Below are 26,612 nucleotides of genomic sequence, written 5' to 3'. Positions count from 1 at the left end.
TCTATCACCGCAGAGTGTGCGGAGGTCGTATGCAGTTTTTGTCTGTGGCGAACGTCACGAAAAAATTTGGCGGCGTGACCGCACTCAACGATGTCAGTTTTGATATCAATGAAGGTGAGGTGCACGGCCTGGTGGGTGAAAACGGCTGTGGTAAATCCACCTTAATGAAGATCATTGCTGGTGTTGAATCACGCGATCGCGGCAGCCTGACCATCAAAAATCAGTCCATCCAGCGTTTCACCGCCATGGATGCGGTGAAGCAGGGCATTGGCATCATCTATCAGGATCTCTCGCTGTTTCCCAATCTCAGCGTGTTAGAAAACATCTATATCAGCCAGATGCTGAATGACCGTAAAGCACTGGTGCGCAGCAGCGCTTACAAAGATAACGTCGTCAAAATCATCGCTCAATTGGGGATTCATCTCGATTTAGACGCGACGGTAGACGAACTGCCGATTGCCAAACAACAGTTGGTGGCGATTGCACGTGCGCTGGTTAATCAATCAAAACTGATCATTCTCGATGAACCTACGACCGCACTGACACGCAGTGAAATCAACAACCTCTTTGCCATTTTGCGTCAGTTAAAACAGCAAGGCATTGCTTTCATTTTTATCAGCCACAAGCTGAATGAATTACTGGAGATCTGCGATCGCGTTACCGTAATGCGCGATGGCAAAGTGATTGACTGCCAGCCCACGGAAAAACTCACCAGCGGTGATATTGAAAATCTGATGCTGGGCTATGCCCTGACGTTTGAAACGCGGGCATCGAGTGCGACTGATGACGTGCTGCTCAGTGTGCGCCATCTCAGCAAACGCAACAGCTTTCAGGACGTCAATTTTGAATTACGCAAAGGTGAAGTCTTAGGCATTGCCGGTCTATTGGGTGCTGGACGCACCGAACTGGCCATGGCGCTGTTTGGCGTGGAACCGGCACAAAGCGGCGAGATTTATTTGCATGGCCAACCCGTCACCATCAACAGCATCCATGCTGCGGTAAAACACGGTATTGCCTATGTTCCCGAAGATCGCCTAGCACAAGGGCTCATTATGGAGCAGAGCATCGCGGCAAATGCGGCCATTTGCACCCTGAATCACTATCTGACCCCGATGCGACTCCTCAACAGTCAAAAAATGCGCGATACGGTTGAGGATTTGCTCAAGGGAATGCAGGTGAAATACGGCAGTCAGGACCAACCGATTCGCATGCTTTCCGGTGGCAATCAGCAAAAAGTGGTGCTGGCAAAATGGCTGGCGATGCGTCCTCAGGTGTTCATTCTGGACAGCCCAACCGTGGGCATTGATGTGGGTGCCAAAAACTACATCTATCAAACCGTGAAAGCGAAAGCGCAGGAAGGCATGGGCATCATTTTTATTTCAGATGAGCTGCCAGAGCTGTTGGCCAACTGTGACCGCATCATCATGATGCAGCGGGGTCGTCTGGGCAAAAGTTGGCGCAGTGACGAAATTGATAATGAAACGCTGCAACATGAGATGGAGCGGCAATAACGCCCGCCGGAGGAGAGTATCGTGGATATGATGAAACTGCTCAAAGCGCGTGAGACCTTGCTGTTGGTGCTGATCGTCGTGCTGTCGATTGTGATCACCAGCATCAATCCCAACTTCATCAGCTTTGATAATCTGACCGACCTGCTGAAATCCTGGACGGTACTGGGCATCTTTGCATTGGGTGTGTTACTGGTGCTGATTTCCGGTGGGTTTGACGTTTCGTTTACCGCCATTGCTCAGGTGGCGCAATACGTGGTGGTATTCTGGTTCCTGCAACTCGGACTCGATAATATCTGGCTGGCGATATTATGTGCATTGATCCTCGGCGCATTAATGGGACTGCTTAACGGCATCATCATCTATTACTTCAAGATCACCGCCATCATCGTGACGATAGCCACTAACAGTCTGTTTTACGGCACTCTGTACGTGGTGACTCAGGGTGATTTGATTTACGACTTGCCGCCTTCACTACTCAGCCTGGCTGAGATCAAAATCTTCCCGCTACAGGCGGCAAACGGCGCCTGGTATGGCTTAAGCCTGGTGACCTGTTTGTGGTTTGCTCTGGCGATTTTCCTGCATCTGTTTCTAAAACATACCGTGCTGGGGCGCAGCATATACGCGGTAGGTGGCAATGCGCTCTCTGCGGAGCGCGTAGGTTTCAACCTGCGTCGCACAACGTTGTTCATTTATACCTTTGTCGGGGCCATTTCGGGATTTGCCAGCATTATTCAGGTGTCGATTGTGCAGACGGTGATCCCCAATTCCATTGTGGGCTCTGAGTTGCAGGTAATTGCAGCCGTGGTACTGGGAGGTGCATCGGTCACCGGTGGGCGTGGCAGCGTAGCGGGAACCCTGCTAGGCGTATTGCTGTTCGCAATCCTCAGCAATAGCCTGACACTGCTGAAAGTCTCGCCTTACTACTACAACGTCTTCACCGGTTTGGTGATTCTATTTAGCGTGTCACTCAATGCGCTGCAAATTCTGCGGCAGAAAAGGGCGCAGGTGCGTGTGGTGGTGGAACAATGAGGAGCAAAGCCATGAAAACTTACGCGCCCGCGCGCCTGCGTCTCAGTGCCGTTATTGCGGAGAATCTGTCGCTGTATGTGGTGTTGATTGCAGTATTTATCCTGATGTTCGCACTCAACGGCGAGAAGTTTATCCGTACGCAAAACCTGATTTCGATGGCCTATCAATTACCGATTGTCGGTTTGCTGGCGATTGGCATGATGATTTCAATGCTGTCCGGCGGAATCAATCTCTCCATCATCTCAACGGCAAACCTCAATGGCATTATTATCGCCCTCGTCCTGCAAGCCCTCTCCTCACAGGGCATGAAACTGGCGGGAGTGGAACTGGTGATGCTCGCCGTACTGCTCGGGTTTGTAGCCTGCCTGCTGGTGGGGGTGATCAACGGCTTGCTGATTTCGATCCTTAAGATCCCCGACATTCTGGTGACACTTGGCACCATGACGCTGATTGCCGGACTGAATGTGGTGCTGACGCGCGGTTACACACTGTCGGGTTTTCCTGATTCACTGCTAAATATTGGCAATGGCATCAGTTTCGGCATCCCGAACGCGCTGATTCTGTTTGTGGTGGCGGCTATTGTGGCGTCAATCATCCTGAACAAAACCCGATTTGGTTTTAGCCTGTATATGATGGGTTCAAACGCGACGGCGGCACAGTACGCCAACGTTAATCTGGTGAAAATCACTGTGATGCAATATGTGTTCTCCTCGACGTTTGCGGCGTTGACCTCGCTAGTGATGATGGGGCAACTTAACTCGGTCAAAGCCAGCTATGCGGATTCTTATCTGCTGGTGGCGGTACTGGCCGCCTTTCTCGGCAAAGTGAGTCCGTTTGGGGGATTCGGCCGGGTTTCGGGTGTGGTTCTGGCGGTGATTATCCTGCAGATGATATCCAGCGGATTGAACCTGTTGCGCCTCGATCCATTCATGATCACCGCGACATGGGGTGCGATAATTATTGCGATTGTGGTGTTCCGGGGATTGTTCTCTCAGATTAAACTGCGTATGGCTAAATAAACCATCAAAAAGGCGAATAAGGATTTAATGTTCCCCAATATCACCTCCAAAAAACTGCACTATCGCCAGTTAGTTGCCGATGACTGGCGATTCTTTCTCTCGCTGCAACAGGATGAGCGCGTGATGCGTTATGTGGGCGATCCGCAGCCTGAAGAAGAGATTCGACGTGACAGGTTCGAGATTAGATTGCCGCGCTGGCAGATAGGCAGCACCCATTGGCTGTGTCTGGTGATGATGGAAAAGGGGCATTCCGCGCCGTTAGGTCTTACCGGGTTTATCGATCGCGGTGACGGCATCGCGGAAGTCGGTTTTTTGCTGGCAGCAGAGGCTCAGGGCAAGGGATTTGGCACGGAATCACTTCACGATATTGCGCGTTATGCGCTGAAGGATCTGGGCTTCCGCAAGCTGGTTGCCACCGTAACCGCCGGAAATGAGCCCTCACGTAGAACGTTACTTAGAGTAGGATTTCAGCAGGAAGGCACTTTGCGGAAAAGTTATAACCTTGCCGGTGAGTGGCGCGATGACTGGGTGTTTGGATTATTCGCCGACGAACTGGCGCCACTCTAATCCGCGATCAAGGCCTGTGCCGTTAACTCATCGGTAATTAATCCGGTCACTAAACCGCTGGCCAGCACCGCGCGAATCGCGTCGACTTTGCTTAATCCGCCCACCAGCGCGACAATTTCCGCGCGGTGAGCAAGATCCAGTTCCACCGACAGCGTACGCGCCGTCAGGCTGTTGTGGATCATCTGTCCGTTGGCATCGAAGAAATGGCCGAGCAGTTCACCGACGGCGCCTGCAGCAGAAATATCGTTAATTTCAGCTTCATCGATCATGCCCGCTTCAACCAACTGCGCGGCCGGTTCCACGGTGCCGATCCCCACCAGTTTCACCTCACTCTGCGCCGCCATGGCAAACACTTCGCTGACGCCGCGCTGTTTAAGCAGCACGTCGCGATCTTCCTGCGTGTTGGCGAAAAACGGCACCGGCATCATGTACGCTTGCGCGCCGGTTTTTTCCGCTATGCGATGCATAACATCATGTGGATTGAGCGCGTAGTTGCGCGTCAGACAGCCCAGCAGCGAAACGAATCGCATATGCGGGGCGTCAATGCGTGGGAGTTGATGTATGGCGGCGGAAAGGGTGCGGCCATGTCCCAGTCCGAGCGTGATCGCAGGCTGAGCCGTGAGGAGATTGCGCAGGTAATCCGCACCAGCCATGCCAAGCGTTCGCACCGGCAAGCCTTCTTCGCCGAGGTCAGGCGCAACGTGGCAAAACCGCAGTCCGTGTTTTTCGCGCAGCTGATCTTCCAGCGCCACGCACGCCATGATATCGCCATCAATCGACACCTTCACCGCGCCCTCCGCGACCATTTTGGCAATCATGCGATGGGTTTTAACGGAGGGTAATCCCAGACGTTTGGCAACTTCAGCCTGGGTCAGGCCCCCAACGTAGTGCAGCCATGCGGCACGCAGGGCCAGAGAGTCATCGCGTTCAGCGGGTGTTGGAGCCGGTTTCATGTTTCTTTTCCTGATGATTAGGCTTAGGAAGCCAGATGCAAATCCTGCACGCCTGTATCAATATGCGGTGCCCAAAACGCAACGCTTTCCGCGATATCTGCCACCACCTGGCGGTCTGTGGGTTCACGTTCCTTAAAGCTCAGCTCAAGGCAAATCTCGTTATCCGTTGCGCCGCCGCGCGACAGTGCATCCAGCAATGGCTGCGGCTGAATGCGGCCGCCCGCATTGTACTGTAATGTGAAAGGTCTGTGACCGCCTTTGTCCATCATGCTTTGTTTTATATGAATAATCGGCGAGTAGCGCGGGACGGCCTCAGCCCACGCGTAAGGGTCGTAATCACGTGGGTCCGCAGAAGTCACATCGCCATGATCGATATCCGCCATCATCCACATCGGCAGGGCAAAGGACTCACTGCTCAAACGCTGCTGCAGTGCGAGGCAAGCCGGAATGGTTTCACCAAACTCGCGTCCGATGCTCATCGGTTCCCAAAACAGGTACTTCAATCCGGCAGATTGGGCATGCTCAGCCACCTCGGCCCAGCAATCTATCGCGATATCGATCAACGCGTCCCGCCGCGCCGCATCGTTGAAATCCTGCTGCGTAAAAATGGCGAACTGCGATCCAACAGCATCGCCACCCAGTTCTGCGGTGATATCGGCGAAGGTTTTAAACCAGTCCACGTAGTAGCGCCGCACTTCAACGTCCGGATGACCAAAATGGTTGAGCCGACCATAAGGACCGGTCATACCCGACGTCACCCGCACGCCAGTTTCTCGCAGCGCCTGCTGCATCAGGCGTGTCATGCGCTTAATGGTGGCGGCAGGCCAGCCGGGATTAATAAATTCGTGCGTTAATTGCAGATCGCGGATGCGGATCTGCTGTGCCACGGTGTGAATCAGATCCTGCGGATCGGCAAAGCGATTCACCAGCGGATTGGTATTCAGTGAGAGCGTCAAGGGCATGATTACGCCTCCTTACGCAGGGGTACAGCGGCAGCAAAGGTCGCGTCAAACCATTGGGCAAAATCCTGCTGCTGAACTTCAGTGAGATGCAATTTATGCTTAGTGCGACGCCACAGCACATCTTCCGCCTGCTGCGCCCACTCATTTTCTACCAGATAACGCACTTCGGCTTCATACAGCTGTGCGCCGAAATGGCGGCCAAGATCGCTCAACTCACCGGCATGGCCCAGCACTTTCTCAATGCGCGTGCCATACAGGCGTGCATAGTGTTTACGCAGTGGCGCGGGTAGCCATGGCCAGCGCGTTTTCACTTGCTCGAGGAAGCTCTCGAAATCGCCATTTGCCATGTCACCTCCCGGCAAAGTCGCCTCACGCGTCCAGTCTGATCCCATATTAGGGAAGAAGGGCGCGAGTTTCTGGATGGCGTGCTCGGCCAGTTTGCGGAAGGTGGTAATTTTTCCGCCAAACACATGCAGCAGCGGGGCGTTTTGCTGATCGTCGAGATCGAACACGTAGTCACGCGTAACGGCAGAAGGGTTGCCTTTGCCATCGTCAAACAGCGGACGCACACCCGAGAAGCGCGTAATCACGTCGCTGGCGCGCAGTTTCACTTTGAAGTAGCGATTGACCACATCGATCAGATACTGCTGCTCGCTGTCATCGGCGGTGACCGCTTCCGCTTTGCCCTGCCAGGGAATATCGGTGGTGCCGATTAACGCCTTATCACCTTCATAAGGATTGATGAAAATCACCCGCTTGTCGGTGTTTTGCACCAGATACGCCTGCTGACCTTCCCAGAATTTCGGCACGATGATGTGTGAACCTTTCACCAGCCGCACGCTGCGGTTGCTTTTGGTCTGGGTGACCTGGTTAACGATATCCAGCACCCACGGCCCCGCCGCATTCACCAGCACTTTGGCAAACACTGTGCGCTGTGCACCACTGGCCTCATCCTGAATCGTCACTTCCCACTTGCCGCTGACGCGTTTAGCCGAGACACAGCGGGTACGCGGCAGAATTGTCGCGCCGCGCTCTGCGGCATCCACGGCATTGAGCGCGACCAGGCGTGCATCATCGACCCAGCAATCGGAGTACTCGAAGCCTTTGCTGTAGCTATCGAGGATTGGGGCGCCTTCGGGATCGCGCATCAGGTCGAGGGATCGCGTGCCCGGCAGCTTTTTACGCCCGCCTAAGTTGTCATAGAGGAACAGCCCCAAACGCACCAGCCACGCCGGGCGATCGGTCGGGCTATGCGGTAACACAAAGCGCATTGGCCAGATAATGTGCGGCGCGGCATTCAGCAACACTTCACGCTCGATCAGCGCCTCACGCACCAGTCGGAATTCATAATATTCGAGATAACGCAGCCCGCCGTGCACCAGTTTGCCCGAGCGCGAGGAAGTGCCCTGTGCGAGGTCATCTTTTTCACACATCATCACGGACAAGCCGCGACCGGCCGCATCACGTGCGATGCCCGCGCCATTAATGCCACCGCCAATGACAAACAGATCCAGCGTTTTTTCACTCATGGTGTACTCCTTAAAACTTATTCAGTGCATGCCAGGCGGCAGGGAGATCGCTGCGGATCTGCTGATAATGGGGGAACAGCTGGTTATAGCGCTGCGACAGCTCAGCGGAAGGCGGTTCAGGCGCATCCAGCAGCGGGCGTACCCAGGTTTCCACGCACTGTGCCATGGAGGGATACGCGCCAATTGCCACCGCGGCCATCATCGCAGCGCCCGCTGCACCGGCTTCATCACGCTGGCTGATACGTACCGGCGCGCCAATGCAGGAAGAAAGAATCTGTCGCAGCGGTTGAGAACGTACCGCGCCGCCAGTGAGACGAATTTCACCCGGCAAAGTACTGCCCATCGCCTGATAACAATCACGCGCGGCCATACCAATGCCTTCAATCACGCCGCGCACCAGGTCGGCAAAGTTGTGCTGATAGTTGAGTCCGGTGAAGCTGGCGCGCGCATCGGCGTTGACGAACGGCCCGCGTTCACCGGCAATCGAGATGTAGGGATGGAACAGCAGGGTGCCGGGTTCGGCCTTATTGAGCCACTGGTCGATGTGCGCCACCAGCCGCGCATGATCGATCTCACAGCCGAAACCGCTCAGCAGTTCACTCGCCACGTTCAGCAGCCAGTCGAGATTGAGGGTGGATGCCATATTGGTCTGCACCTGCGTCACATAGCCTGGCCACGGCAGCGGAATGACATAACCGGTTTGCGCCGGATTGAGCCACACCTCATCAATGGTCACGCTGCGCAGGTGCACACCAGTGGAGCCGACAATCGAGCAGGCGGTATTGGCTTCGCCGGTGTGCACGCCCGCGCCCAGTGCGGTCATCGCCATGTCCACGTAACCCAGCGAGATCGGTGTACCGGCGCGCAGACCGGTGAGGGCAGCGGCCTCAGCGGTTAACGGATGGGTGATTTGCGTGCCATCAATAATTTCCGGCAGCAGATAGCGGCGATGTTCCAGCCCCAGCGCCGCGATAACGGTATCGTCATAACGCTGGGTGCGGAAGTTACCAAAGGTGAAGCTGGCCTCGGAAGGATCGGTGGCACGTACGCCCGTTAGATTGAGGTAAAGCCAGTCTTTGCAATGCAGCGCCACTTCGCTCTTCGCCAGCAACTCGGGAAAGTGCTGGTCCATATGCGCCATCTGCGAACCCTGCTGGCAGGTGTTCAGCCCGGTACCGGTGGCTTTAAAACGCTCGGCCGCCAGGGCGTGTTGGTTTAAAGCATCCACGGTATGTGCTGCACGCGCATCCAGCCAGATCCAGGCATCTCCCACTGGATGATTATTGGCGCCGACCAGCCAGGTACCATCCCCTTGTGCGGTAACGGCAACAGCCACCACGCGGGAAGCGAGGTTCTCCACGCGCTCGCCCAGTTTCTTTATCGCGTCCACGGCATCTTGCCAGGTCTGCGACATGGATTGCTGCGCGGCACCGCCTTCGCTGCGGTAATAGCGGTTACGCACGGAGGCGCACGCCAGCTGTGTGCCTTCCAGATCAAACGCCACCGCTTTCACCACTGAGGTGCCGGAATCCAGACCCAGAATGATATCGCTGTTACCCACGTACACCTCCGAAGGGAAGAAAAGTTGACTCATCACGCTGTGTTAATTCCCTGTGATGAATTTGCTAAATAATGTCTTACACCACTTCCCATGGAGATAACATATCTAATGTATTATTTTTCGATAAAACGAATAAATTTCACTTCAGTTAGCGAGTTCGATCACGAAAATGGCGATGATCACCTGCAAAGTGAAATGAGATATCACATGAGGAAGGCTTGTATGGCGGGCATCTTTAGCGCAAATGCGTGTGAGAGAGGGAATTTAGCGATCCAGATCGCGCTCCTGAAAAATTCGTGCGTCTGCTGTTGACAATTTAGTCACATCAGCACAATTCTCATCACAAGAGTTATCACATTTATAACATTTAATGCGGCGATTATCGCAGCAGATAACAGTGAGAGGTCACGTAATGTCCGATGTCTCAATGCTGGCACAGCAGCTCTCCCGGAAGCGTATCCGCCGCTACAGCATTATCGGTGTTGTGGTGGTCGCGGTGATTGCCGCCATGGCCATCGACACCAAAGTCGTGAAGATCGGTTCCGAACAAGATGTGCAAGAGCAGGGGTTCTCACCCGATAGCTTCGGTGAGAAAACTTTTCCCGGTATTCAGCAGGATGTGGAAGCGCGTGCAGTGGATGCCAAAACCCTCGCCGATGCGCTGAAAGCCAATCAACAGGAAGCGGTGCAGAAATACGGTGTGGGTTCGCCATTACCGGTGATCCCCGTCAAGCTGGAAGGTGTGGTTCAGCCAGGGCAGATGGGCATTTTCCCGGTGAAAGTGGACGGTTTACCGGATGGAAATGTGATTCGCCTGCAAACCGGTCCTGCCATCACCGGCACCGATTTGCGTGACGCCAGCGGCAAAATCCAGTTCGGCGATTTTACCAACCAGATTGAGTATCAAAATGCCGGATCGGCGATCAATCGCGCCATGAAAGCCAAAGTGCTCGATAAACTGGAGCGCGACACGTTGCCCGGCAAAACCGTGCAGGTGGTGGGCGTGTTCCGCCTGCTGACACCGAACAACTGGATGGTGACGCCGGTCAGTCTGGAGGTGAAATGAAACCTTTCAACGTGAATCCAGCGCTGCTGAAAGGCGAAGTGATCCTTGAAGCGCGCAACATCAGCAAGATCTATGGATCGACCCATGCATTGAAGGGCGTGAATTTTGAAATTCGTCGCGGTGAAGTCACCACGCTATTTGGTGAGAACGGCGCAGGCAAATCCACGCTAATGAAAATTTTGTCTGGCGTGATTACGCCAACATCCGGGGAAATTCTCTACAACGGCGAAGAGAAAGTGTTTCGCTCCGCCACCGAAGCGCGCGACTGCGGCATCTCGATTATCCATCAGGAGTTGAATCTGGCTCCTAACATGAACGTGCGCGACAACATCTTTATGGGCCGCGAAATTATGAAGCCGGGTGGGGTGGATTATGCGGAAGAAGCGCGCATTACCGCCCATCTGATGGCGGCGCTGGAGGAGGAGATTGATCCGCTGACGCCAGTGGAAAACCTGCGTTTAGGGCAACAGCAGATTGTGGAAATTGCCCGTGCACTGTCGGTGAATTCACAGATTTTGATTATGGATGAACCGACATCGGCGCTCAGTGCCACGGAAGTCGCGGTGCTATTCCAGGTGATCCGCGATCTCACCAGTCAGGGCGTGGCGATTGTGTATATCTCCCACCATCTGGAAGAGGCGCTGGAGATCACCGATCGCGCCGTGGTGCTGCGCGATGGCGTGATGACCGCCTACGCCAAACGCGATGAGATCGATCTTGAATGGATCGTGCGCAATATGGTGGGCGATCACTTTGACCTCGGCTCGCCACCAGAAGGGTATGACTTTGGCGAACAGGCGCTGACCGTGCAAGACCTGACGGTGAAAAGCAAAACCGGGATTCGGCTGGTGGATAACCTCTCGCTGGCAGTGAAAGCCGGGGAAATTGTCTGCATCTACGGCCTGATGGGCGCAGGTCGCACCGAACTGCTGGAGTGCATCGCCGGCCGTATTCATCAAAGCCAGGGCCGCGTTCTGCTGCAGGATACCGATGTCAGCGGGTTAACCATTCAACAACGCATTCAAATCGGCCTTGCGCTGGTGCCGGAAGATCGGCAGCGCGATGGTCTGGTGCAGACCATGTCGGTAGGTGAAAACCTGTCGCTCGCCAGCATCAGTGAATTTGTGCGCGGACTGGTGCTGTCACCGCGGCGTGAAAAGCAGCTGGTGACGGAGAGCATCCGCAACGTCACGGTGAAAACCGCAGGCGGCGAGGCGGCCATCGGTTCGCTCTCCGGCGGCAATCAGCAAAAAGTGGTGATCGGCAAAATGCTGGCCACCCGTCCAAAAGTGATCCTGCTGGATGAACCCAGCCGCGGCATCGATATCGGCGCCAAAGCGGAAGTGTTTCGTCTGCTGGCGGAGAACGCCAAAAAGGGGCTGGCGGTGGTGTACACCACCTCGGAAGTGGGCGAATGCCTGAGTATTGCTCATCGCATTGTGGTGATGAGCAAAGGGCGCATTAACGCCATCTTCGATTCCAGCGTGAGTAAAGAACGCATTATGGCCGCTTCAGGCGAGTCTCTGGTGGCATGACATGAAAAACGGAGCAAACGGTATGACAGACAGAACACACACGCTGGATTCACCGCCTGTCGCGAGTAAAAAGAAGGCTGACAAAAGCCTTAATCTGGCGCGACTGCTGCTGGAAGGGCGCGCCTTTATTGCGCTGCTGGTGATTATTGCCACTTTTTCCCTGCTCTCGCCTAACTACTTTACCGGCGCCAACTTCCTGACCATGGCATCGCACGTGGCGATTTTTGGCTTACCGGCGATTGGCATGCTGCTGGTGATCCTCAATGGCGGGATTGATTTGTCCGTCGGTTCGACGCTGGGTCTGGCCGGGGTGATGGCCGGATTTATGATGCAGGGCATCAACCTTGAAGCGCTGGGCGTGGTGCTGTATCTGCCGGTGTGGGCAGTGGCGATATTAACGCTGGTGATTGGTGCGCTGGTGGGATTGGTGAATGGTGTGCTGATCGCCTGGTTCCGCGTTCCGGCATTTGTTGCCACGCTCGGCACCATGTATGTGGCGCGTGGTATTGCCCTGCTGATCACTAACGGACTGACCTACAACAAACTCTCTGGCACTGAAGCGCTGGGCAACACTGGCTTTGACTGGCTCGGCTTCAATCGCATCTTCAATATCCCGGTTGGCGTGCTGGTGCTGGGCGTGGTGGCGCTGGCCTGTGGTTTCCTGCTGAGCCGTTCAGCGTTTGGTCGCTGGCTGTATGCCTCTGGCGGTAACGAGCGCGCCGCCGATCTCTCCGGCGTACCGGTTAAACGCATCAAAATCAGCGTTTACGTGTTGTCGGGTATCTGTGCCGCGATGGCGGGACTGGTGCTCTCTTCTCAGCTCACCTCAGCCGGTCCAACGGCGGGCACCACTTATGAACTGACCGCGATTGCCGCGGTGGTGATTGGCGGTGCGGCCTTAACCGGTGGTCGCGGTAACGTGCGCGGCACGCTGTTGGGCGCATTTGTAATCGGTTTTCTCTCTGATGGCTTAGTGATTATCGGCGTCTCTGCCTACTGGCAGACGGTGTTCACTGGCGCCGTGATTGTGCTGGCGGTATTGCTCAACACCCTGCAATACGGCAAGCGCGGTCGCTAACTCACGCGCGCTGTCTGGCAGCGCGCGGTTATCCGTAAAACCTGTACCCTAAATAATAACGGAGCACCTATGTTCACAAAACGTCTGTTTATTGCTGCCGCCGCTATGGCGATCACTACTTTCGCCGCACCCACCTGGGCGGACAATGGGTTGATGACCATCATTGTTAACGATCCCTCCAACCCATACTGGCTGACGGAAGGCCAGGTGGCGCAGAAAGCGGCTGAGAAACTCGGCTACAGCGCGAAAGTCAGCGCGCACAAAGGCGATACCAATACCGAAAGCCAGCTGATTGATACGGCGATCACCAACAAATCCAAGGCAATCATCCTCGATCCCGCCAATGCCGACGGTTCCGTGGGATCGGTGAAAAAAGCCATCGCGGCGAATATCCCGGTGTTTATTATCAATGCCGAGCTGAACCAGAGCGGATTGGCCAAAGCACAGCTGGTTTCTAACAATGCGCAGGGCGCGGCGGTCGGCGCGATGGAGTGGGTGAAGCAGGTGGGCGACACCGCCAACTACGTTGAGCTGGTCGGCCCGCCGTCAGATAACAACGCCGCCACCCGCGCCAACGGCTTTGATACTGTGCTGTCACAGTACCCCACGCTGAAGAAAGTGGGTCAGGAAGTGGCCAACTGGGATCGTACCCAGGGCTTTAACAAGATGCAGTCACTGCTGCAGGCTAATCCGAACATTAAAGGCGTGATCAGTGGTAACGATGAGATGGCACTGGGAGCGATTGCCGCACTGAAAGAAGCGGGCAAGCTGAACCAGATCAAAGTCGGTGGTTTTGATGGTTCGCCGGATGCGGTTGATGCCGTGAAAGCCGGTACGCTGGCATATACCGTGATGCAGCCAGTGGCGCAGTTCGCGCAGAAAGCGGTAGAGCAGGCCGATAGCTTCCTGAAAACCGGTAAAACCGGTGCAGCATCGGAAAAGCAGCTGTTTGACTGTATTTTGATCACCAAAGAAAACGCAGGTAATTTCGCGTCACCGTTTGTGTTGAAACAGTAATGCGTGAAGTGCGGCTCTCGGGCCGCACTCTGTCCAGCGGACGCGCTTCGGTGCGCCGCTGCAACCGTCCGAACTTCACATCATTTGCAAAAGGCGCGTTTCCGCGTTGTAATCACCCCGAACCCGCATTTCTGCATCACTTTCCTGGACGAAATATGGCGCACAACCCGCAGGACTCTTCTCTAAACGTCTTCATGGCCGAACCTTTACCCAGCGACAGCCGTCAGGCGCGCCAGCTGGCGCGACGTCAATTGATCGCGGAAGCCGTGATGGCAGAAGGCGCTATTCGCATTGAAGATATCACCGATCGTTTCGGCATCAGCCTGATGACCGCGCACCGTGATATTGATGAGATGGTTGAACGCGGGTTGCTGCACAAATCGCGTGGAGTGGTCTCCGCCACGCCAACCAGCTTAGTGGAATCCAGTGATATCTATCGCGCGACGCGTCAGCTGGAAGAGAAGCAAGCCATTGCTGAAGTGGCGGCTACTTACCTGGAACCGGGCCAGGCGATCTTCCTCGATGATTCCACCACGGTATTGCAGATGGCGCGTTTGCTACCGGCGCGCGCACCGTTAACGGTGATCACCAACTCCCTGACGCTGATGAATGAGCTGCGCAACGGCCGCGATATCACGCTGATGGGGCTGGGCGGTCAGTTTTATCACTGGTGTAATGCCTTTATGGGCCGCATGACGCGTGAAGAGATCGCCAGCCTGCGCGCCGACGTGTTCTTTGTCAGCATGTCCGCCATCATCGATGACGCGGTGTTTCATCAGTCCGCGGAAACCGTCGAAACCAAACGAGCGATGTTTGATGCTGCGCAGAAACGCATTCTGATGATGGATAACACCAAATTCGAACGCCGGGCGCTGCACCGTTTTGCCCATCTCAGCGAGTTTGATGTGGTGATTGTCAATCAGGGCACGCCGGTACCGGTGCTGCGTCGTCTGCAGGATCTGGGTGTGAACGTTGTGGTTGCGCCAATGAAAACCCACGCTATCGCGCGCGAAGAAGTCTGATTCCCTCTGTAGATTTACCCATTCAAATGTCATAAGGCGCGGTCGGTCGGCCGCGGCAGTCGTTATCCTGCCTGCAAATGGGTTTGACAATTCAATCTACCTACTAGTAGATTGGCATCTCTGCAACCGTGAATGATGACGGTGCAATTGAATGCCGCGCGCTAATCATTCAGCTCGGGTAACTGCCTTGTCTTAATTTATGCCATGTTGAGCGAACCTATGAACAAGCCTTCTCTTACGACCGGCCAGACACTCACCCGTCTGGCCGCTATTGCAGTGGTTCCATTGATAGTCATCGCGCTGTTTCTTTGGGCGGGCGGCTGGTTAACACCGGATAAGTTAACCTCCGATAAGCTCATTACCGTGCTACAAAAATCGGGCGGGGAGCATCCCGGTTATCGGCGCAATCATGCCAAAGGCGTGTGCATCAACGGCAGCTTTGCCGCTAACGGCAATGCCAGCGTGTTGTCGCGTGCCGGGCTGTTTTCGCCGGGCGAAACCCCGGTGATCGGGCGCTTTGCCATTGCCGGTGGTAATCCGAACGCCCCGGATTATGCCGTGCCGGTGCGCAGCATGGCGTTAGCGTTTTATCAAAAAGATGGTCAGCAATGGCGCACCGGGATGAATGCCATGCCGATATTTCCGGTGAATAGCGTGGAAGGGTTTTACGACCTGCAAACCGCCACGCTGCCGGATGCGAAAACAGGCAAGCCCGACCCCGCAAAAATTCAGGCCTTTGTCCAAAAACATCCCGAAATAAAGCCATTCTTTGGCTGGGCGCAGCAGTATGTTCCTTCCTCAAGCTGGGCAAGCGATCGCTTTAATAGCCTTAACGCCTTCAACTTTGTTGATTTGGCCGGCAAGAGCCATGTGGTTCGCTGGAGTATGGTGCCGCACACCGAATATAAGCCGATTAACGCCGCCGATAAAAATGACAGCAACTTCCTGCAGAGCGATTTGCAACAGCGTCTTACTAAAGGGCCGCTGCAGTGGGATCTGATCATCACTGTCGCAGACGCACAGGATAAAAGCAGCGATGCCTCGATTGCGTGGCCAGCGGACCGTCAGACCGTCAATGCGGGCACCCTGACCATCAACCAAACCACGCCGCAGCAGCAGGGCGCGTGTAACGATATCAATTACGATCCTCTGATCCTGCCCGAGGGCATCACGGCTTCAGACGACCCGATCCTCAATGCTCGTTCATCGGCGTATGCCAAATCCTACAACGCCCGCACCCGTGAACAGGCAGGAGCACACTGATGAAACACACTGAGACTTTCCATCCGGCGCTGCGCGCCATTCACTGGCTGATGGCCGCCGCCATTATGGCCATGTTGTTTATCGGCGTAGCCATGGTCGCCACCGTCTCGTCACTGCACAGCCTGCTGGTGGCGATTCATAAACCGCTGGGCGTAATGATTTTGCTGTTGGTGGTGGTGCGATTGTGGCTGCGCTTTACCACCGCCAAACCCGCGCTGCCGTCCACGTTATCAAACGGGCAAAAAGCGCTGGCCCATCTTTCACATTGGGCGCTGTACGCCATGATGCTAGCGCAACCATTGATAGGTTGGGCGATGCTGTCGGCGGCAGGCTATCCGGTGAGTCTGGGAGGCAGTCTGGTGCTGCCGCCGATCACGCCAATCAGTAATGACCTGTATGCCTGGTTGCGTCCGTTGCATACCTGGGTTGCCTTAGCGCTGTTCGTCACGGTGATGCTGCATCTTGCCACTGCGTTGTTCCATGCGCTGATTCTGCGGGATGGTGTGTTCAGAAGTATGACCGGCCGCCGTAAGCGCCCTGAAGCGCCTTGACATCCCGGCTGCAGGTCAGTAGGTTCAGTGCCAATTTACTGATTTGCAGCCATTTCATCTTTGCTGCCGGAGCCCCGCATGACCGTCGAACGTTCGCCCAAAGCCACCGAAATCATTAATCACACCCGAACGCTGCTCACCTCCGGCGGTTACAAAAGTTTCAGCTATGCCGATTTGGCAGAGCGCGTGCAGATTCGTAAAGCCAGTATCCATCATCACTTTCCGGGTAAGGCCGATCTGGTGCTGGCGGTGGTGAGTGATTATCGTGAGGAAGCGCGAGCCGGTATGGCCGCGACTAGTGAGCATTTCAGCGATGATCCGCTGGCTGAGCTAAACGGTTATGTGAACTTCTGGGCAACCTGCATTAAGGAAAACAGCTCGCCGTTCTGTATTTGCGTGATGCTGGCGGTGGAATTGCCGACCTTACCGCAAGAGGTGGCGGCTGAAGTGACCGGCCATTTCACCGATCTTTCCGCGTGGCTGACAGACGTGTTAACTAAGGGCGAAAAGCGCGGGGTGTTTATTCTGCGGGAAGGGGCGGAAAGGGAAGCTAAATCTCTGATGGCGACAGTGCACGGCGCGATGATAGCCGCGCGAGCGTTTAATAACCCCGAACTGTTCTTATTAATGATTAAACCGGTGCTGAACAATCTGGTTGTTGCCGCATAATAGCCTTGCGGCCATTTAGCCTCGCGACTCTTTCATCAGTAACAGAATCACTTTATCGACCAGATAAGGTGATTGCTTATTTAATTCAGGATCGTTGCGTAATTGTGCGGCAATATTCAACGCAAAGTCGCGTATTTTCTGCTTATCCGATTCCGTTGATTCAGAATCGGGTATCCGGTGGGCGGGATGTTGGTTGGGAAAATGAATGACACTCACGTTGCCCCCTGAAATATGTCGCTAGCGTTAGCTGAATAAACATTAATCTACTAGTTGGTAGGCTGGCAGTCAAGGGATGGATTATCAGTAAAGCACAGCAGGTTTAAACGCCCGTCAGGCGCCGAAAAAGGGACGTTTTGCACGGATTCTCGCCGCTTCGCCAGTACCGCCTGAAAATAGGAATTTTTACCTTCCGCCGTTTCACAAATCCTCTTAAATTAGCGCCGACGAGCAGTGCAAGTCGCCAACGATTTGGTGTCTTAACAACAATCAAATTAAAAACTATTGCATTCCATTTTTAATGGTAATGAGGATTTCGATGCTTTTAAAACGCAGCTGCAGTATCGCCATTGTCGCATTAGTCTGTTTATCGGTTACCGCTTGTGGCATGTCGCACCGTGGACGTAATACGGCGATTGGTGCGGGCGTTGGCGCAGTAGGTGGCGCGGTATTAACCGGCGGAAGTACCTTTGGTACGCTGGGTGGTGCGGCCATCGGTGGTTTAATTGGTCATGAAGTCAGCCGTTAATACTTTCCGCTAAATTATTTCGTCGCACACTGAATGTGCGACGAAATAATGCCGAAAACAATTTGCCTCTATTTATCCATTAAATTTTCTTTAGCTGGCCAAATACCTGTTTACCGTTATGGAATGTCGCCATCACCGGGGCAACATGCGCCACCGCTTCAGCAGAACAACTCGCCGCCACTAACATCATCGTCGCGCTATCCTGTAACTTCGGCCACTGCTGTTCTCCCTGGCTGTTCAGCGGCAGCACCTCATTGGTGGCGATACCCAATGCGCGACTCAGTGAAAACTCATCCGGGCCACGATACAGCTGTGCATAGACATTGGCTTTTTCCAGCATGCTGCCGCTGCCAAAGGGTTGCCAGTGGTCGGCAATGGTATCGGTACCGGACCATACCGGGACGCCCGCCGCACGCAGTTGTGGCAACGGCATGATGACGCGCCCAATCGGCACGGTGGTGGCGATGCTGAACTGCTGCTCTTTGAGTTCCCCGATCATCGCATCCAGCTCTTTTCCTGATAACGTGCCCAGCGCAAACGCATGGCTGAGGGTGACTTTGCCTTTTAGCTGCGGATTCTCGCGCACCGTTTTCAGCATATATCGTATCGCGGCCACGCCGTGCGGTTCGGTTTCATGCAGGTGAATATCCACCGGTGCAGCAAAATCGAGCGCGATGCTGAACATAGTATCCAGCGACTTTTCCATCGCGCCATCAACGTTGGTCGGATCCAGGCCGCCGACAAAATTGGCGCCCATTTTCATCGCTTCACGCATCATACCTTCGACCCTGGACCGTAACAGCCCATGCTGCGGAAAGGCGACAATCTTCGCTGAAAAGTCCTGACGGTGGTTAGCAATCGCCTGTTGCAAGTGCGCCAACCCGTCCAGCTTGCTGATCGGGTCGATATTGCAGTGGCTGCGCGCTTCGGTGCTGCCTTTCGATTGCAGCAGGCCAATCAGCTTCTCGGCACGCATTTCTGAGGTCGGCACAATCTCAGGAAGAATCTGCTCCTCCTGATGAATCATATCAATCACGCTCTTACGCGGCAGCGGAGCGCGCCAGCCATCGCCATAAAAGGTTTTATCGAGGTGGATATGCATATCGCGCGTTGCGGGAAGCAGGATGTGACCCGCTGCATCCCAGGCGGGAAGGGTGCTGCTGAAACCCGCCGCGTGGATACCCGCGATAGTTGCGCCGTTGATTTCGATATCGTACAAACCAGTGCGCGTCGCGGTAATAACGCCATGATGACGTACAAAGGCTTCTTCCAGACGCACATTGGGCAACAGATAGTGGCTGACATCGATGTGCGTCAGGTTTTCAGGGCTACAGGCAGCCGCCGCAGCGGTACGGCTACTTAATCCGGCACTGAGCAGCGTACCTGCCGCCGTGAGTTTGATGCCAGCGGAAAGAAAGTCCCGGCGGTTGCCGGAAGTGATGAGGCTCATAGGTTATTTTCTCCTTGTAGGGGAGAATTACCCTACAAGGAGCGATAAGCGCTGTGCTGTGATTTTTTCCACTGATAACTATGGAGAAAAGTAATGACGCATCGGACAGCATCACTATCCGATGTTCGGTTGAAGGGGTTAATGATTTTGCGGTTTGGGCATTGGCGGTGTGCCATGAGTATGGAACGTCTCAATGGTTTTCAGGCCCCACGCCTGGCCTTTCTTGCGTTCGCTTTCCGTCCAGACCACCGTCTGCCAGTCTGGCGCCAGAATCAGACGTGCGCCGGAATTGGCCAGCTCGACACGATTTCCCGCCGGTTCCCAGACATAGAGGAAAAACGTGCCCTGAATGGCATGTTTGTGTGGGCCGGTTTCAATGTGCACGCCGTTTTCCAGGAAGATGTCGGCCGCGCGCAGAATGTCTTCTCGCGTGTCGGTGGCGTAGGTCACATGATGCAGTCGTCCGTTGCCGCCACCGTGCTCTTCGGTACAGGCCAAATCATAGGTTTTATTATTGATGGTGAACCAGCAGCCACCAATGCGGCCATTATCCAGCTGAATCATCTCTGTTACGCGGGAGCCTAAGCAGGTTTCCATAAAGCGCTTGAACTCACTGACATCGGCTGCCAACAGATTGAGATGATCGAGACGGCGCGGACAGGCACCACGCGCATGGTAACGCTGAGACAGATTTTTCAGCGACGGCCGTTGATCGTCGGGAGCCTGATATCGGACCGTGTCGTAATAGATCTCAAAAATGTGGCCAAAGGGATCGGTAAAGCGAAATGCCTGGCCGTGGCCCTGATCGTCATTGACCCAACCGAGCACTTCATAGGGGCTGGCTTCAATCGCCGCTACACGTCGTTCCAGCGCGGCCTGCGAGGCGGCGCGATAGGCAATATGGCCCACGCCGGTAGTGTGATGCCGCGTGAGTTTCAGGCTGTGAAATTCATAATCATCCCAGGCGCGCAGCCAGGCGTGATCGTCGTCCTGCGCGGTGATCGTTAAGCCATAGACATTGACGAAGAAGTTAAGGCTCTCTTCAAACTTGTCGGTGTAAAGCTCAACGTGAGCAAGGTGTGCAATATCGAAGCAGGGTTCAGAAAGTTGAGATGTCATGAGGCCATTCCTATTTATTGAGGGTTTGTGACAGCGCCGGAAGGTCATCCAGCGCTGCGCCCTTTATTTTCAAAGACAGAGAAACATTACGATGAAGCACAATACTGATCGCGGCCAGTAAAGCGGGTAGAGCAAGAATATAGAAAATCGCCGACTGCGCCGGGAACGCGCCCATCAGCAATCCGCCAATCGAAGAGCTGAGGATGGCACCGGTGCGGCCAATGCCGTGCATCCAGCTCACGCCGGTGGCGCGCATTTCAGTAGGGTAATAAGCAGGAGAATAAACCTGCAGACCATTCTGTGCGCCATTAATACACATGCCGATAATGAAAATGAATATGCCCAACGCCACCCCGGTAAACGCGAAGATGCCCTGTGCTAACAAGCAGAGACAACCCAGCAGATAGACCACGCCAATCACCACTCTCGCGTTGCACTTATCCATCAATGCACCGACCAGAATACCGCCAAGTGGTCCGCCTAACTGGAATAATCCCGCCAGAATCGCCGCTTGTTCAAGGGAAATGCCGCCCGAACGCATTATGGTCGGCAGCCAGCCGTTGAGCAGATAAATCACAAACAGCCCCATGAAATATGTCATCCACAGAATGATCGTGCCGCGGGCAAAACCGTGGTGGAAGAGCTGGGAAATGGTGCTGTTGCGATTGATCCGGGGAGAGTTGAGCACGAACGCCGTATCCTGCTGAAACTGGCCGCCCATGCGATTAAGCAGCGCGGCAATCTGCACGCGTGGTGCCCGGCGCACCACCAAATTCAACGCAGATTCAGGCAGCAGATAACTTAACAAGGGCAGCAGGAGCAGCGGCAGCGCACCGCCGAAAATGAGCACGGCATTCCAGTGATAGTGCGCCAGCAATCCCGCGGCGATAAAGCCACCGAGCCCGGAACCGATATTAAAACCGCTGAACATCAGGGTAATCATCACGCCTTTACGACGCTCAGGCATATATTCTGCCAGCAGCGTGACACAGTTGGGCATGACTGCGCCCAGCCCGAGTCCGGCAATGAATCGCATCATCGCCATTTGCAGCGGCGTGGTGGCGAAGGCGCAGATGAGACTGAAAGCGGAGAACATCAGTACCGCGAGCAGGATGATTTTTTTACGGCCAAAGCGATCGGACAAAGGACCGGCGATCAATGCGCCAATCGCCACGCCAAACATCGCTGCCCCCAGAATCGGCCCCATCGCGGCGCGTGAGATATGCCACTGCTCAATCAGCGCAGGCGCAATAAATCCCATCACGGCGGCATCGTAACCGTCGAACATAATGATGATCAGGCAGAGGAATAACACGCGCCATTGAAAGGCGGAAATGGGTCGTGAATCAATCCAGGCTTTGATGTCGACCAGCTTATTTGTATTCATACGTTCGCTCTCTCTACGGGCACGCAAAGTCTATTGAATGACAAGTCATGATTAACTCATCCAGCTCCACGGTAAGCACCGTGCCGCAGGCTGTCTGTCAAAAAAGGCTTTTAGTGGTATGAGTTACGTTTATATTGTGAGCGAGTTGTCATAATCCACGGTGTAAATGCGGGTTTGTGCTGCCCGCGGGAAAGGGGATATGGGTAAACGGCGTGCCAACATTGTATGAATTTCGTTTAGGTCGCTGTGGTATGAGCTTCGGCATTGATGCACTTAATCAGTGCCAGTGTGGCCGGGGAATGCAGCGCACCCGCGCGCAATGTGATGCCAATATCACGACGCGTATCGGGCAGAGTGAAGGATAAAGGTTTGAGCGTGCCCGACTTCAATTCGTACTCCAGTTGGTGCCATGACACGGCTGCTACCATGTCGGAGTCCATTAATAAGCCGCGCACGATCGCCAGGTCACCGCTCTCCACCACCGGTTTGGGTGCTGGAATGTGCAATGTGGCAAAGGCGTGTTCTAACAGATGGCGGGCCGGGCTGTTTTCACGTGGCAGAATCCATTGGGTGTCGGCGAGATCGTCAGCGGTTAACGTTCGACCGGCTAAGGGGTGTTGTGGCCTGGCGAGCAGCACCAGTTCTTCGCTAAACAGCCGGCGATTATCGATATCGGTGACGTTGCTGTCATGACGCAAGGCACCGACAATCAGGTCAACGTCGCCTGCGCGGAGTTCGGTAATCAGCGTGCTAAAGGCACTTTCATTGGTCACGACCTTGATCGCCGGATGTGCCGTCACCAGGCGGGTGATCGCGCGGGGTAATAACACACTGCGGCACAATGGCAGGGCACCAATATGCACGGTGCCCTGCAAAACCCCTTGCTGTGCGGCAAGATCTTCCGGGATATGGCGAATTTCATTCAGGGCGCGGCTGACATGTGGCGCCATTTCACGTGCGGCGGCCGTCGGCTGCATACCTCGCGGGGAGCGCTGGAACAGCACAATATTGGCTCCTTTCTCCAGCACCTTGAGCGCGGCACTGACGGCGGGCTGGCTGATATCCAGCGAGCTGGCCACGCTTTGCGTGTGCTGCAGATGAAACAGCCGTAAAAATATCTGCAGGCGTCTGACGTTGAACAACCAAATCGGTTCAGCGTCATCACGCATAGATTCACGCTGTTTAAACCGGGCGAGAAGTGCGGGTATCTGTTTGAGTTCCTGAAGGGCGCGCTGGGCGCGGGGTAGCACGCATTTTCCCTTCTCGGTAAGCAGCATCCCGCTGGCATGACGTTCAAACAAAGGCGTCGCCAGAGTGTGTTCCAGATCACGTAACGATCGCGTTACTGCCGATTGCGTGCGAAATAAATCTCCTGCAGCTTCCGAGACGGTTCCCCGTTCGGCAATCATACAAAGTGACCTTAGCTGCATGATTTTAATGTGGTTACCGTCTTCCTTTGCCAGCATGCTTTCTGCTCCTGATCCTCTGATAGTGATCACTACATAAATAAAAATCATAGCTCGTACAATGAAAGGCATTATTCGGCCTGGATGCTGCGTGTCAGGATGAAAAAAACGCAACAGAAGGGGAACACAATGGAAAACGCAGTGAAAAAGAGTGCTCTGGTGGTCAGTGCCCATTCAGCTGACTTTGTCTGGCGCGCAGGCGGTGCCATCGCTTTACACAGTGCGAGCGGCTATGACGTACACGTTGTCTGCCTCTCTTACGGGGAGCGCGGTGAGTCGGCAAAACTGTGGCGCAAAGGCAACATGACCGAGCAGACCGTGAAGCAGCATCGACAGGCCGAGGCCGAACGGGCAGCGGATGTGTTAGGTGCGAGCATTGAGTTCTTCGATCTTGGCGATTATCCCCTACGCGCAGATAAGGAAACGCTGTTCCGCCTGGCCGATGTGTTTCGCCGCGTGCAGCCACACTTTGTACTGACGCACTCGATTGCCGATCCTTACAACTACGATCATCCACTGGCGGCGAATCTTACGCAGGAAGCGCGCATCATTGCGCAGGCAGAAGGCTATCGTCCGGGAGAACCGATTATCGGGGCACCGCCGGTTTACTGTTTTGAACCGCATCAGCCGGAACAATGCTTGTGGAAACCGGATGTGCTGCTGGATATCACCCCGGTTTGGGAAAAGAAATACCAGGCGATTCAGTGCATGGCCGGGCAGGAACACCTGTGGGAATACTACACCCGCGTGGCGCTACAACGCGGCGTACAGGCCAAACGTAATACGGGGATTGCTTCGACGCGCGTCATCACTCACGGCGAAGGCTATCAAAGCCTGTTCCCAAGGGTAACGGAGGATCTCTCATGATCGCGGTGAACCAGAAAGGCATCGTTGTCACTCAGATTGAGCGGGGCGATTCTGCTCTGATTGCGCAGTTTGCTCGCGCCGGAGTGGCGACCGTCCATGAAGCGCAACAGCGGCAAGGTCTGCTTGATGTGCGGATACGGCCGATCCAGCAGGGCAGCTCGATCGCCGGCAGTGCGGTCACGGTGCTGGTTTCTCCCGGTGATAACTGGATGTTTCATGTGGCCGTGGAACAGTGTCAGCCGGGCGATGTGCTGTTGGTGGCGCCGACCTCGGATTGCCATGACGGCTTCTTCGGCGATCTACTCGCCACCTCGTTAAAAGCGCGCGGCGTAGTGGCGCTGGTGGGTGATATTGGTATCCGTGACAGCCAGACCCTGCGTGAGATGGGTTTCCCGGTCTGGTCACGTGCGGTATTCGCGCAGGGAACGGTAAAAGCCACGCTGGGCTCGGTGAACGTGCCAATTATCTGTGCCGGCCAGCTGGTGTATCCCGGCGATATTGTGGTCGCCGATGACGACGGCGTGGTGATTGTGCCGCGAGCGGATGCGAACACCGTTGCCAAGGCAACCCAACAGCGGGTCGCCAATGAGGAGAGTAAACGAGTAAGACTGGCTGCCGGGGAACTTGGGCTGGATATTTATCAGATGCGTGGCACATTAGCGGAGAAGGGATTGCGCTATGTCGATTCACTGGATGCCTTGCAAAAGAGTTCGCTATGAAACAGACGCTGATACCCTGTGTTTTGATGCGTGGCGGTACCTCTAAAGCTGCCTGTTTCCTTGCCAGCGATCTGCCGGAAGCGGGACCGCAGCGAGACCGCGTGTTGCTGGCCGTCATGGGTTCACCGGATCCACGTCAAATTGATGGCATTGGCGGAGCCGATCCGCTGACCAGCAAAGTCGCGATTATCTCACCTTCGACGCGGCCTGATGCGGATGTCGATTACCTGTTTGCACAGATTAACGTGGATAAAGCAGTGGTCGATTATGGACAGAACTGTGGCAACATCCTTGCCGCGGTGGCGCCCTTTGCAATAGAGAAAGGCCTGATAAGCGCGCAGGACGACATCACGCGCGTGCGCATCTTTATGGTCAACACCGGGCAAATCGCGGTGGCGCAAATCGCCACGCCCGATGGCACGGTGGAATATCAGGGCGATACGCAAATAGACGGCGTGCCCGGTTTTGGCGCAGAGCAAATTCTGCAATTCGAGGATATCGCCGGTTCCAGCTGCGGATCGCTGTTGCCGACCGGAGAGGCGCGTAATCGTTTTGACGGGATTGAGGTGACCTGCATCGATAACGGTATGCCCGTGGTGATCCTGCGTGCTGAGGATGTGGGATGCACTGGACAGGAAACCCGCGAGCAGCTGGAAAGCAACGCCGGGTTAAAAGCCCGTCTGGAATCCATCCGCCTGCAAGCCGGTCCGCTGATGAACCTTGGAGATGTGACCAAACGAACCGTGCCGAAAATGACTTTGATTGCGCCACCCGCTAATGGCGGTGCACTCTCCACGCGGACATTTATTCCCCATCGCTGTCACGCTTCTATTGGTGTACTGGGTGCGGTGAGTGTGGCCACAGCCTGCCTGATCCCCGGTTCCGTGACGCAGGGAATCGCGCAGATTACCGATGCCAGGCAGCAGCGTCTGGCGGTAGAGCATCCCAGCGGCGAGTTTAGCGTGATGCTGACCTGTGATGAGGCAGGGAAGGTGACGCAAAGCGGCTTGATACGCACGGCACGACTGTTATTTGACGGACGGGTCGCCATTCCAGCCTCACGCTAAAACACGAAATACCCTGCACGCTGACGTTCTCCTATGCTGACAACTTTATGGGTTGCCGGCATTTTCCATTCGCTCGCAAAACTCTTCGTTTCCACGCGTAACTTCGTGCTCCCACTCACACTGCCTGGCCAACCCTTATTTGCCTTAAATTAATGTCGGCTAATTCATTATTAATGTGACAAGTGTGCGCACGGTGTGTCTTTAATGTTACGAGTCGGTATATTTAATAGCGAGATTTTCAAATATTTAAAGGCGCAGGAATTAAGTGTTCTGAAAGTGATAATTGTTTTTTGTTTGTTAAATTAAATCGCTCGAGCTGTTATTAAAATACAATAACTCAATGCTTGTTAAAATTCCGTATTATTGATGTTGACCGTATGTCTACGGTAATTGTAACCCTGCTAAATAATAAGATAATCGCATCATTGCGGGATGAACGCTGATGATTTCTCCCTTCAAT

Annotated in this window: 25 protein-coding genes; 16 read left to right on the top strand and 9 right to left on the bottom strand. The window is 54.7% G+C overall.

What is annotated here, in order from left to right:
- Positions 1-29 precede the first annotated feature (29 nt).
- From ACXI0A_RS11730 to ACXI0A_RS11715, 4 genes are read left to right on the top strand one after another with little or no spacing between them, the layout of a single operon-like run.
- On the top strand, positions 30-1,511 hold the full coding sequence (locus tag ACXI0A_RS11730) for an ATP-binding cassette domain-containing protein (RefSeq protein WP_476148711.1): 1,482 nt from the start codon (positions 30-32) through the stop codon (positions 1,509-1,511).
- A gap of 27 nt (positions 1,512-1,538) precedes the next feature.
- The gene (locus ACXI0A_RS11725; protein ID WP_224930238.1) at positions 1,539-2,540 is read left to right on the top strand and encodes an ABC transporter permease; all 1,002 of its coding nucleotides are present in this window, start codon (positions 1,539-1,541) and stop codon (positions 2,538-2,540) included.
- Between the two features lie 11 nt (positions 2,541-2,551).
- Positions 2,552-3,559 (top strand): ABC transporter permease subunit, encoded by a 1,008-nt coding sequence (locus ACXI0A_RS11720; RefSeq protein ID WP_476148713.1) that lies wholly within the window; start codon positions 2,552-2,554, stop codon positions 3,557-3,559.
- Between the two features lie 27 nt (positions 3,560-3,586).
- Complete coding sequence (locus ACXI0A_RS11715; RefSeq protein WP_476148715.1) at positions 3,587-4,126, top strand: GNAT family N-acetyltransferase; 540 nt, start codon at positions 3,587-3,589, stop codon at positions 4,124-4,126.
- Here ACXI0A_RS11715 and ACXI0A_RS11710 read toward each other — a convergent pair.
- Genes ACXI0A_RS11710 through ACXI0A_RS11695 form a run of 4 tightly spaced genes read right to left on the bottom strand, consistent with a single transcriptional unit; the run spans position 4,123 to position 9,164 of the window.
- A complete protein-coding gene (locus ACXI0A_RS11710) occupies positions 4,123-5,079 on the bottom strand; it encodes a sugar-binding transcriptional regulator (protein ID WP_224928289.1) in 957 nt (318 codons plus the stop codon). The two genes, ACXI0A_RS11715 and ACXI0A_RS11710, sit on opposite strands and share 4 nt — an antisense overlap.
- A 23-nt stretch (positions 5,080-5,102) precedes the next feature.
- Complete coding sequence (locus ACXI0A_RS11705; RefSeq protein WP_224928292.1) at positions 5,103-6,041, bottom strand: sugar phosphate isomerase/epimerase family protein; 939 nt, start codon at positions 6,039-6,041, stop codon at positions 5,103-5,105.
- A 2-nt stretch (positions 6,042-6,043) separates the two neighbouring features.
- The gene (locus ACXI0A_RS11700) at positions 6,044-7,570 is read right to left on the bottom strand and encodes a glycerol-3-phosphate dehydrogenase (protein WP_476148718.1); all 1,527 of its coding nucleotides are present in this window, start codon (positions 7,568-7,570) and stop codon (positions 6,044-6,046) included.
- A gap of 10 nt (positions 7,571-7,580) precedes the next feature.
- Positions 7,581-9,164, bottom strand: a complete 1,584-nt coding sequence (locus tag ACXI0A_RS11695; protein WP_476151060.1) for an FGGY family carbohydrate kinase — start codon at positions 9,162-9,164, stop codon at positions 7,581-7,583.
- A 379-nt stretch (positions 9,165-9,543) separates the two neighbouring features.
- On the opposite strand from ACXI0A_RS11695, the gene ACXI0A_RS11690 reads away from it, so the two are divergent.
- The 8 genes from ACXI0A_RS11690 (at position 9,544) to ACXI0A_RS11655 (ending at position 17,332) form a co-directional block, all read left to right on the top strand.
- Positions 9,544-10,197, top strand: a complete 654-nt coding sequence (locus ACXI0A_RS11690; RefSeq protein WP_476148720.1) for a DUF2291 family protein — start codon at positions 9,544-9,546, stop codon at positions 10,195-10,197.
- Positions 10,194-11,732, top strand: coding sequence for a sugar ABC transporter ATP-binding protein (locus ACXI0A_RS11685; protein ID WP_224928301.1), 1,539 nt, complete (start codon positions 10,194-10,196; stop codon positions 11,730-11,732). The genes ACXI0A_RS11690 and ACXI0A_RS11685 overlap by 4 nt, the downstream gene beginning before the upstream one ends.
- Before the next feature lie 22 nt (positions 11,733-11,754).
- Positions 11,755-12,810 (top strand): ABC transporter permease, encoded by a 1,056-nt coding sequence (locus ACXI0A_RS11680; RefSeq protein WP_224928304.1) that lies wholly within the window; start codon positions 11,755-11,757, stop codon positions 12,808-12,810.
- A 69-nt stretch (positions 12,811-12,879) separates the two neighbouring features.
- Positions 12,880-13,827, top strand: a complete 948-nt coding sequence (locus ACXI0A_RS11675; RefSeq protein WP_100700488.1) for a D-ribose ABC transporter substrate-binding protein — start codon at positions 12,880-12,882, stop codon at positions 13,825-13,827.
- A 155-nt stretch (positions 13,828-13,982) separates the two neighbouring features.
- Positions 13,983-14,849 (top strand): DeoR family transcriptional regulator, encoded by an 867-nt coding sequence (locus ACXI0A_RS11670; RefSeq protein WP_476148723.1) that lies wholly within the window; start codon positions 13,983-13,985, stop codon positions 14,847-14,849.
- Positions 14,850-15,068: 219 nt separating this feature from the next.
- A complete protein-coding gene (locus ACXI0A_RS11665; protein WP_476148725.1) occupies positions 15,069-16,112 on the top strand; it encodes a catalase in 1,044 nt (347 codons plus the stop codon).
- Positions 16,112-16,663, top strand: coding sequence for a cytochrome b/b6 domain-containing protein (locus ACXI0A_RS11660; RefSeq protein ID WP_476148727.1), 552 nt, complete (start codon positions 16,112-16,114; stop codon positions 16,661-16,663). Before ACXI0A_RS11665 ends, ACXI0A_RS11660 begins: the two co-directional genes overlap by 1 nt.
- A gap of 78 nt (positions 16,664-16,741) precedes the next feature.
- On the top strand, positions 16,742-17,332 hold the full coding sequence (locus ACXI0A_RS11655) for a TetR/AcrR family transcriptional regulator (protein ID WP_224928315.1): 591 nt from the start codon (positions 16,742-16,744) through the stop codon (positions 17,330-17,332).
- Positions 17,333-17,347: 15 nt separating this feature from the next.
- Here the strand turns inward: ACXI0A_RS11655 and ACXI0A_RS11650 are convergent, their stop codons facing one another.
- The gene (locus ACXI0A_RS11650; RefSeq protein ID WP_476148729.1) at positions 17,348-17,548 is read right to left on the bottom strand and encodes a hypothetical protein; all 201 of its coding nucleotides are present in this window, start codon (positions 17,546-17,548) and stop codon (positions 17,348-17,350) included.
- Between the two features lie 319 nt (positions 17,549-17,867).
- Between ACXI0A_RS11650 and ACXI0A_RS11645 the strand changes: the two genes are divergently transcribed.
- Positions 17,868-18,077, top strand: a complete 210-nt coding sequence (locus ACXI0A_RS11645) for a glycine zipper 2TM domain-containing protein (RefSeq protein ID WP_034823502.1) — start codon at positions 17,868-17,870, stop codon at positions 18,075-18,077.
- Positions 18,078-18,156: 79 nt separating this feature from the next.
- On the opposite strand, the gene ACXI0A_RS11640 is transcribed toward ACXI0A_RS11645, so the two are convergent.
- From ACXI0A_RS11640 to ACXI0A_RS11625, 4 genes are all read right to left on the bottom strand, one after another.
- A complete protein-coding gene (locus tag ACXI0A_RS11640; RefSeq protein ID WP_476148731.1) occupies positions 18,157-19,527 on the bottom strand; it encodes an amidohydrolase in 1,371 nt (456 codons plus the stop codon).
- Between the two features lie 138 nt (positions 19,528-19,665).
- Entirely contained in the window at positions 19,666-20,646 is a 981-nt protein-coding gene (locus tag ACXI0A_RS11635) for a VOC family protein (RefSeq protein ID WP_058960539.1), read from the bottom strand.
- Between the two features lie 10 nt (positions 20,647-20,656).
- Positions 20,657-22,033 (bottom strand): MFS transporter, encoded by a 1,377-nt coding sequence (locus ACXI0A_RS11630; RefSeq protein WP_476148733.1) that lies wholly within the window; start codon positions 22,031-22,033, stop codon positions 20,657-20,659.
- A gap of 236 nt (positions 22,034-22,269) precedes the next feature.
- A complete protein-coding gene (locus tag ACXI0A_RS11625) occupies positions 22,270-23,499 on the bottom strand; it encodes a LysR substrate-binding domain-containing protein (RefSeq protein WP_476148734.1) in 1,230 nt (409 codons plus the stop codon).
- Between the two features lie 129 nt (positions 23,500-23,628).
- Between ACXI0A_RS11625 and ACXI0A_RS11620 the strand changes: the two genes are divergently transcribed.
- Genes ACXI0A_RS11620 through ACXI0A_RS11610 form a run of 3 tightly spaced genes read left to right on the top strand, consistent with a single transcriptional unit; the run spans position 23,629 to position 26,152 of the window.
- Positions 23,629-24,366 carry a PIG-L deacetylase family protein gene (locus ACXI0A_RS11620; protein WP_224928333.1) on the top strand — a complete coding sequence of 246 codons (738 nt, stop codon included), beginning with the start codon at positions 23,629-23,631 and terminating at the stop codon, positions 24,364-24,366.
- Positions 24,363-25,085, top strand: coding sequence for a 4-carboxy-4-hydroxy-2-oxoadipate aldolase/oxaloacetate decarboxylase (locus ACXI0A_RS11615; protein ID WP_476148736.1), 723 nt, complete (start codon positions 24,363-24,365; stop codon positions 25,083-25,085). The genes ACXI0A_RS11620 and ACXI0A_RS11615 overlap by 4 nt, the downstream gene beginning before the upstream one ends.
- On the top strand, positions 25,082-26,152 hold the full coding sequence (locus ACXI0A_RS11610; RefSeq protein ID WP_476148737.1) for a 4-oxalomesaconate tautomerase: 1,071 nt from the start codon (positions 25,082-25,084) through the stop codon (positions 26,150-26,152). The genes ACXI0A_RS11615 and ACXI0A_RS11610 overlap by 4 nt, the downstream gene beginning before the upstream one ends.
- Positions 26,153-26,612 lie beyond the last annotated feature (460 nt).

The sequence above is a fragment of the Pantoea sp. C1E2 genome (assembly GCF_056491465.1).
Note: the sequence above shows the minus strand (reverse complement) of the source record. Positions and strands in the feature narration are given on the sequence as shown.

What these genes read in the sequence shown, in the direction of transcription:
- ACXI0A_RS11715 (WP_476148715.1), top strand. Translation starts at nt 3,587, where the DNA reads ATGTTCCCCAATATCACCTCCAAAAAACTGCACTATCGCCAGTTAGTT.
- ACXI0A_RS11630 (WP_476148733.1), bottom strand. Translation starts at nt 22,033, where the DNA reads ATGAATACAAATAAGCTGGTCGACATCAAAGCCTGGATTGATTCACGA.
- ACXI0A_RS11675 (WP_100700488.1), top strand. Translation starts at nt 12,880, where the DNA reads ATGTTCACAAAACGTCTGTTTATTGCTGCCGCCGCTATGGCGATCACT.
- ACXI0A_RS11625 (WP_476148734.1), bottom strand. Translation starts at nt 23,499, where the DNA reads ATGCTGGCAAAGGAAGACGGTAACCACATTAAAATCATGCAGCTAAGG.
- ACXI0A_RS11665 (WP_476148725.1), top strand. Translation starts at nt 15,069, where the DNA reads ATGAACAAGCCTTCTCTTACGACCGGCCAGACACTCACCCGTCTGGCC.
- ACXI0A_RS11680 (WP_224928304.1), top strand. Translation starts at nt 11,755, where the DNA reads ATGACAGACAGAACACACACGCTGGATTCACCGCCTGTCGCGAGTAAA.
- ACXI0A_RS11660 (WP_476148727.1), top strand. Translation starts at nt 16,112, where the DNA reads ATGAAACACACTGAGACTTTCCATCCGGCGCTGCGCGCCATTCACTGG.
- ACXI0A_RS11685 (WP_224928301.1), top strand. Translation starts at nt 10,194, where the DNA reads ATGAAACCTTTCAACGTGAATCCAGCGCTGCTGAAAGGCGAAGTGATC.
- ACXI0A_RS11670 (WP_476148723.1), top strand. Translation starts at nt 13,983, where the DNA reads ATGGCGCACAACCCGCAGGACTCTTCTCTAAACGTCTTCATGGCCGAA.
- ACXI0A_RS11730 (WP_476148711.1), top strand. Translation starts at nt 30, where the DNA reads ATGCAGTTTTTGTCTGTGGCGAACGTCACGAAAAAATTTGGCGGCGTG.
- ACXI0A_RS11690 (WP_476148720.1), top strand. Translation starts at nt 9,544, where the DNA reads ATGTCCGATGTCTCAATGCTGGCACAGCAGCTCTCCCGGAAGCGTATC.
- ACXI0A_RS11620 (WP_224928333.1), top strand. Translation starts at nt 23,629, where the DNA reads ATGGAAAACGCAGTGAAAAAGAGTGCTCTGGTGGTCAGTGCCCATTCA.
- ACXI0A_RS11695 (WP_476151060.1), bottom strand. Translation starts at nt 9,164, where the DNA reads ATGAGTCAACTTTTCTTCCCTTCGGAGGTGTACGTGGGTAACAGCGAT.
- ACXI0A_RS11720 (WP_476148713.1), top strand. Translation starts at nt 2,552, where the DNA reads ATGAAAACTTACGCGCCCGCGCGCCTGCGTCTCAGTGCCGTTATTGCG.
- ACXI0A_RS11700 (WP_476148718.1), bottom strand. Translation starts at nt 7,570, where the DNA reads ATGAGTGAAAAAACGCTGGATCTGTTTGTCATTGGCGGTGGCATTAAT.
- ACXI0A_RS11615 (WP_476148736.1), top strand. Translation starts at nt 24,363, where the DNA reads ATGATCGCGGTGAACCAGAAAGGCATCGTTGTCACTCAGATTGAGCGG.
- ACXI0A_RS11640 (WP_476148731.1), bottom strand. Translation starts at nt 19,527, where the DNA reads ATGAGCCTCATCACTTCCGGCAACCGCCGGGACTTTCTTTCCGCTGGC.
- ACXI0A_RS11710 (WP_224928289.1), bottom strand. Translation starts at nt 5,079, where the DNA reads ATGAAACCGGCTCCAACACCCGCTGAACGCGATGACTCTCTGGCCCTG.
- ACXI0A_RS11705 (WP_224928292.1), bottom strand. Translation starts at nt 6,041, where the DNA reads ATGCCCTTGACGCTCTCACTGAATACCAATCCGCTGGTGAATCGCTTT.
- ACXI0A_RS11655 (WP_224928315.1), top strand. Translation starts at nt 16,742, where the DNA reads ATGACCGTCGAACGTTCGCCCAAAGCCACCGAAATCATTAATCACACC.
- ACXI0A_RS11610 (WP_476148737.1), top strand. Translation starts at nt 25,082, where the DNA reads ATGAAACAGACGCTGATACCCTGTGTTTTGATGCGTGGCGGTACCTCT.
- ACXI0A_RS11725 (WP_224930238.1), top strand. Translation starts at nt 1,539, where the DNA reads ATGATGAAACTGCTCAAAGCGCGTGAGACCTTGCTGTTGGTGCTGATC.
- ACXI0A_RS11645 (WP_034823502.1), top strand. Translation starts at nt 17,868, where the DNA reads ATGCTTTTAAAACGCAGCTGCAGTATCGCCATTGTCGCATTAGTCTGT.
- ACXI0A_RS11635 (WP_058960539.1), bottom strand. Translation starts at nt 20,646, where the DNA reads ATGACATCTCAACTTTCTGAACCCTGCTTCGATATTGCACACCTTGCT.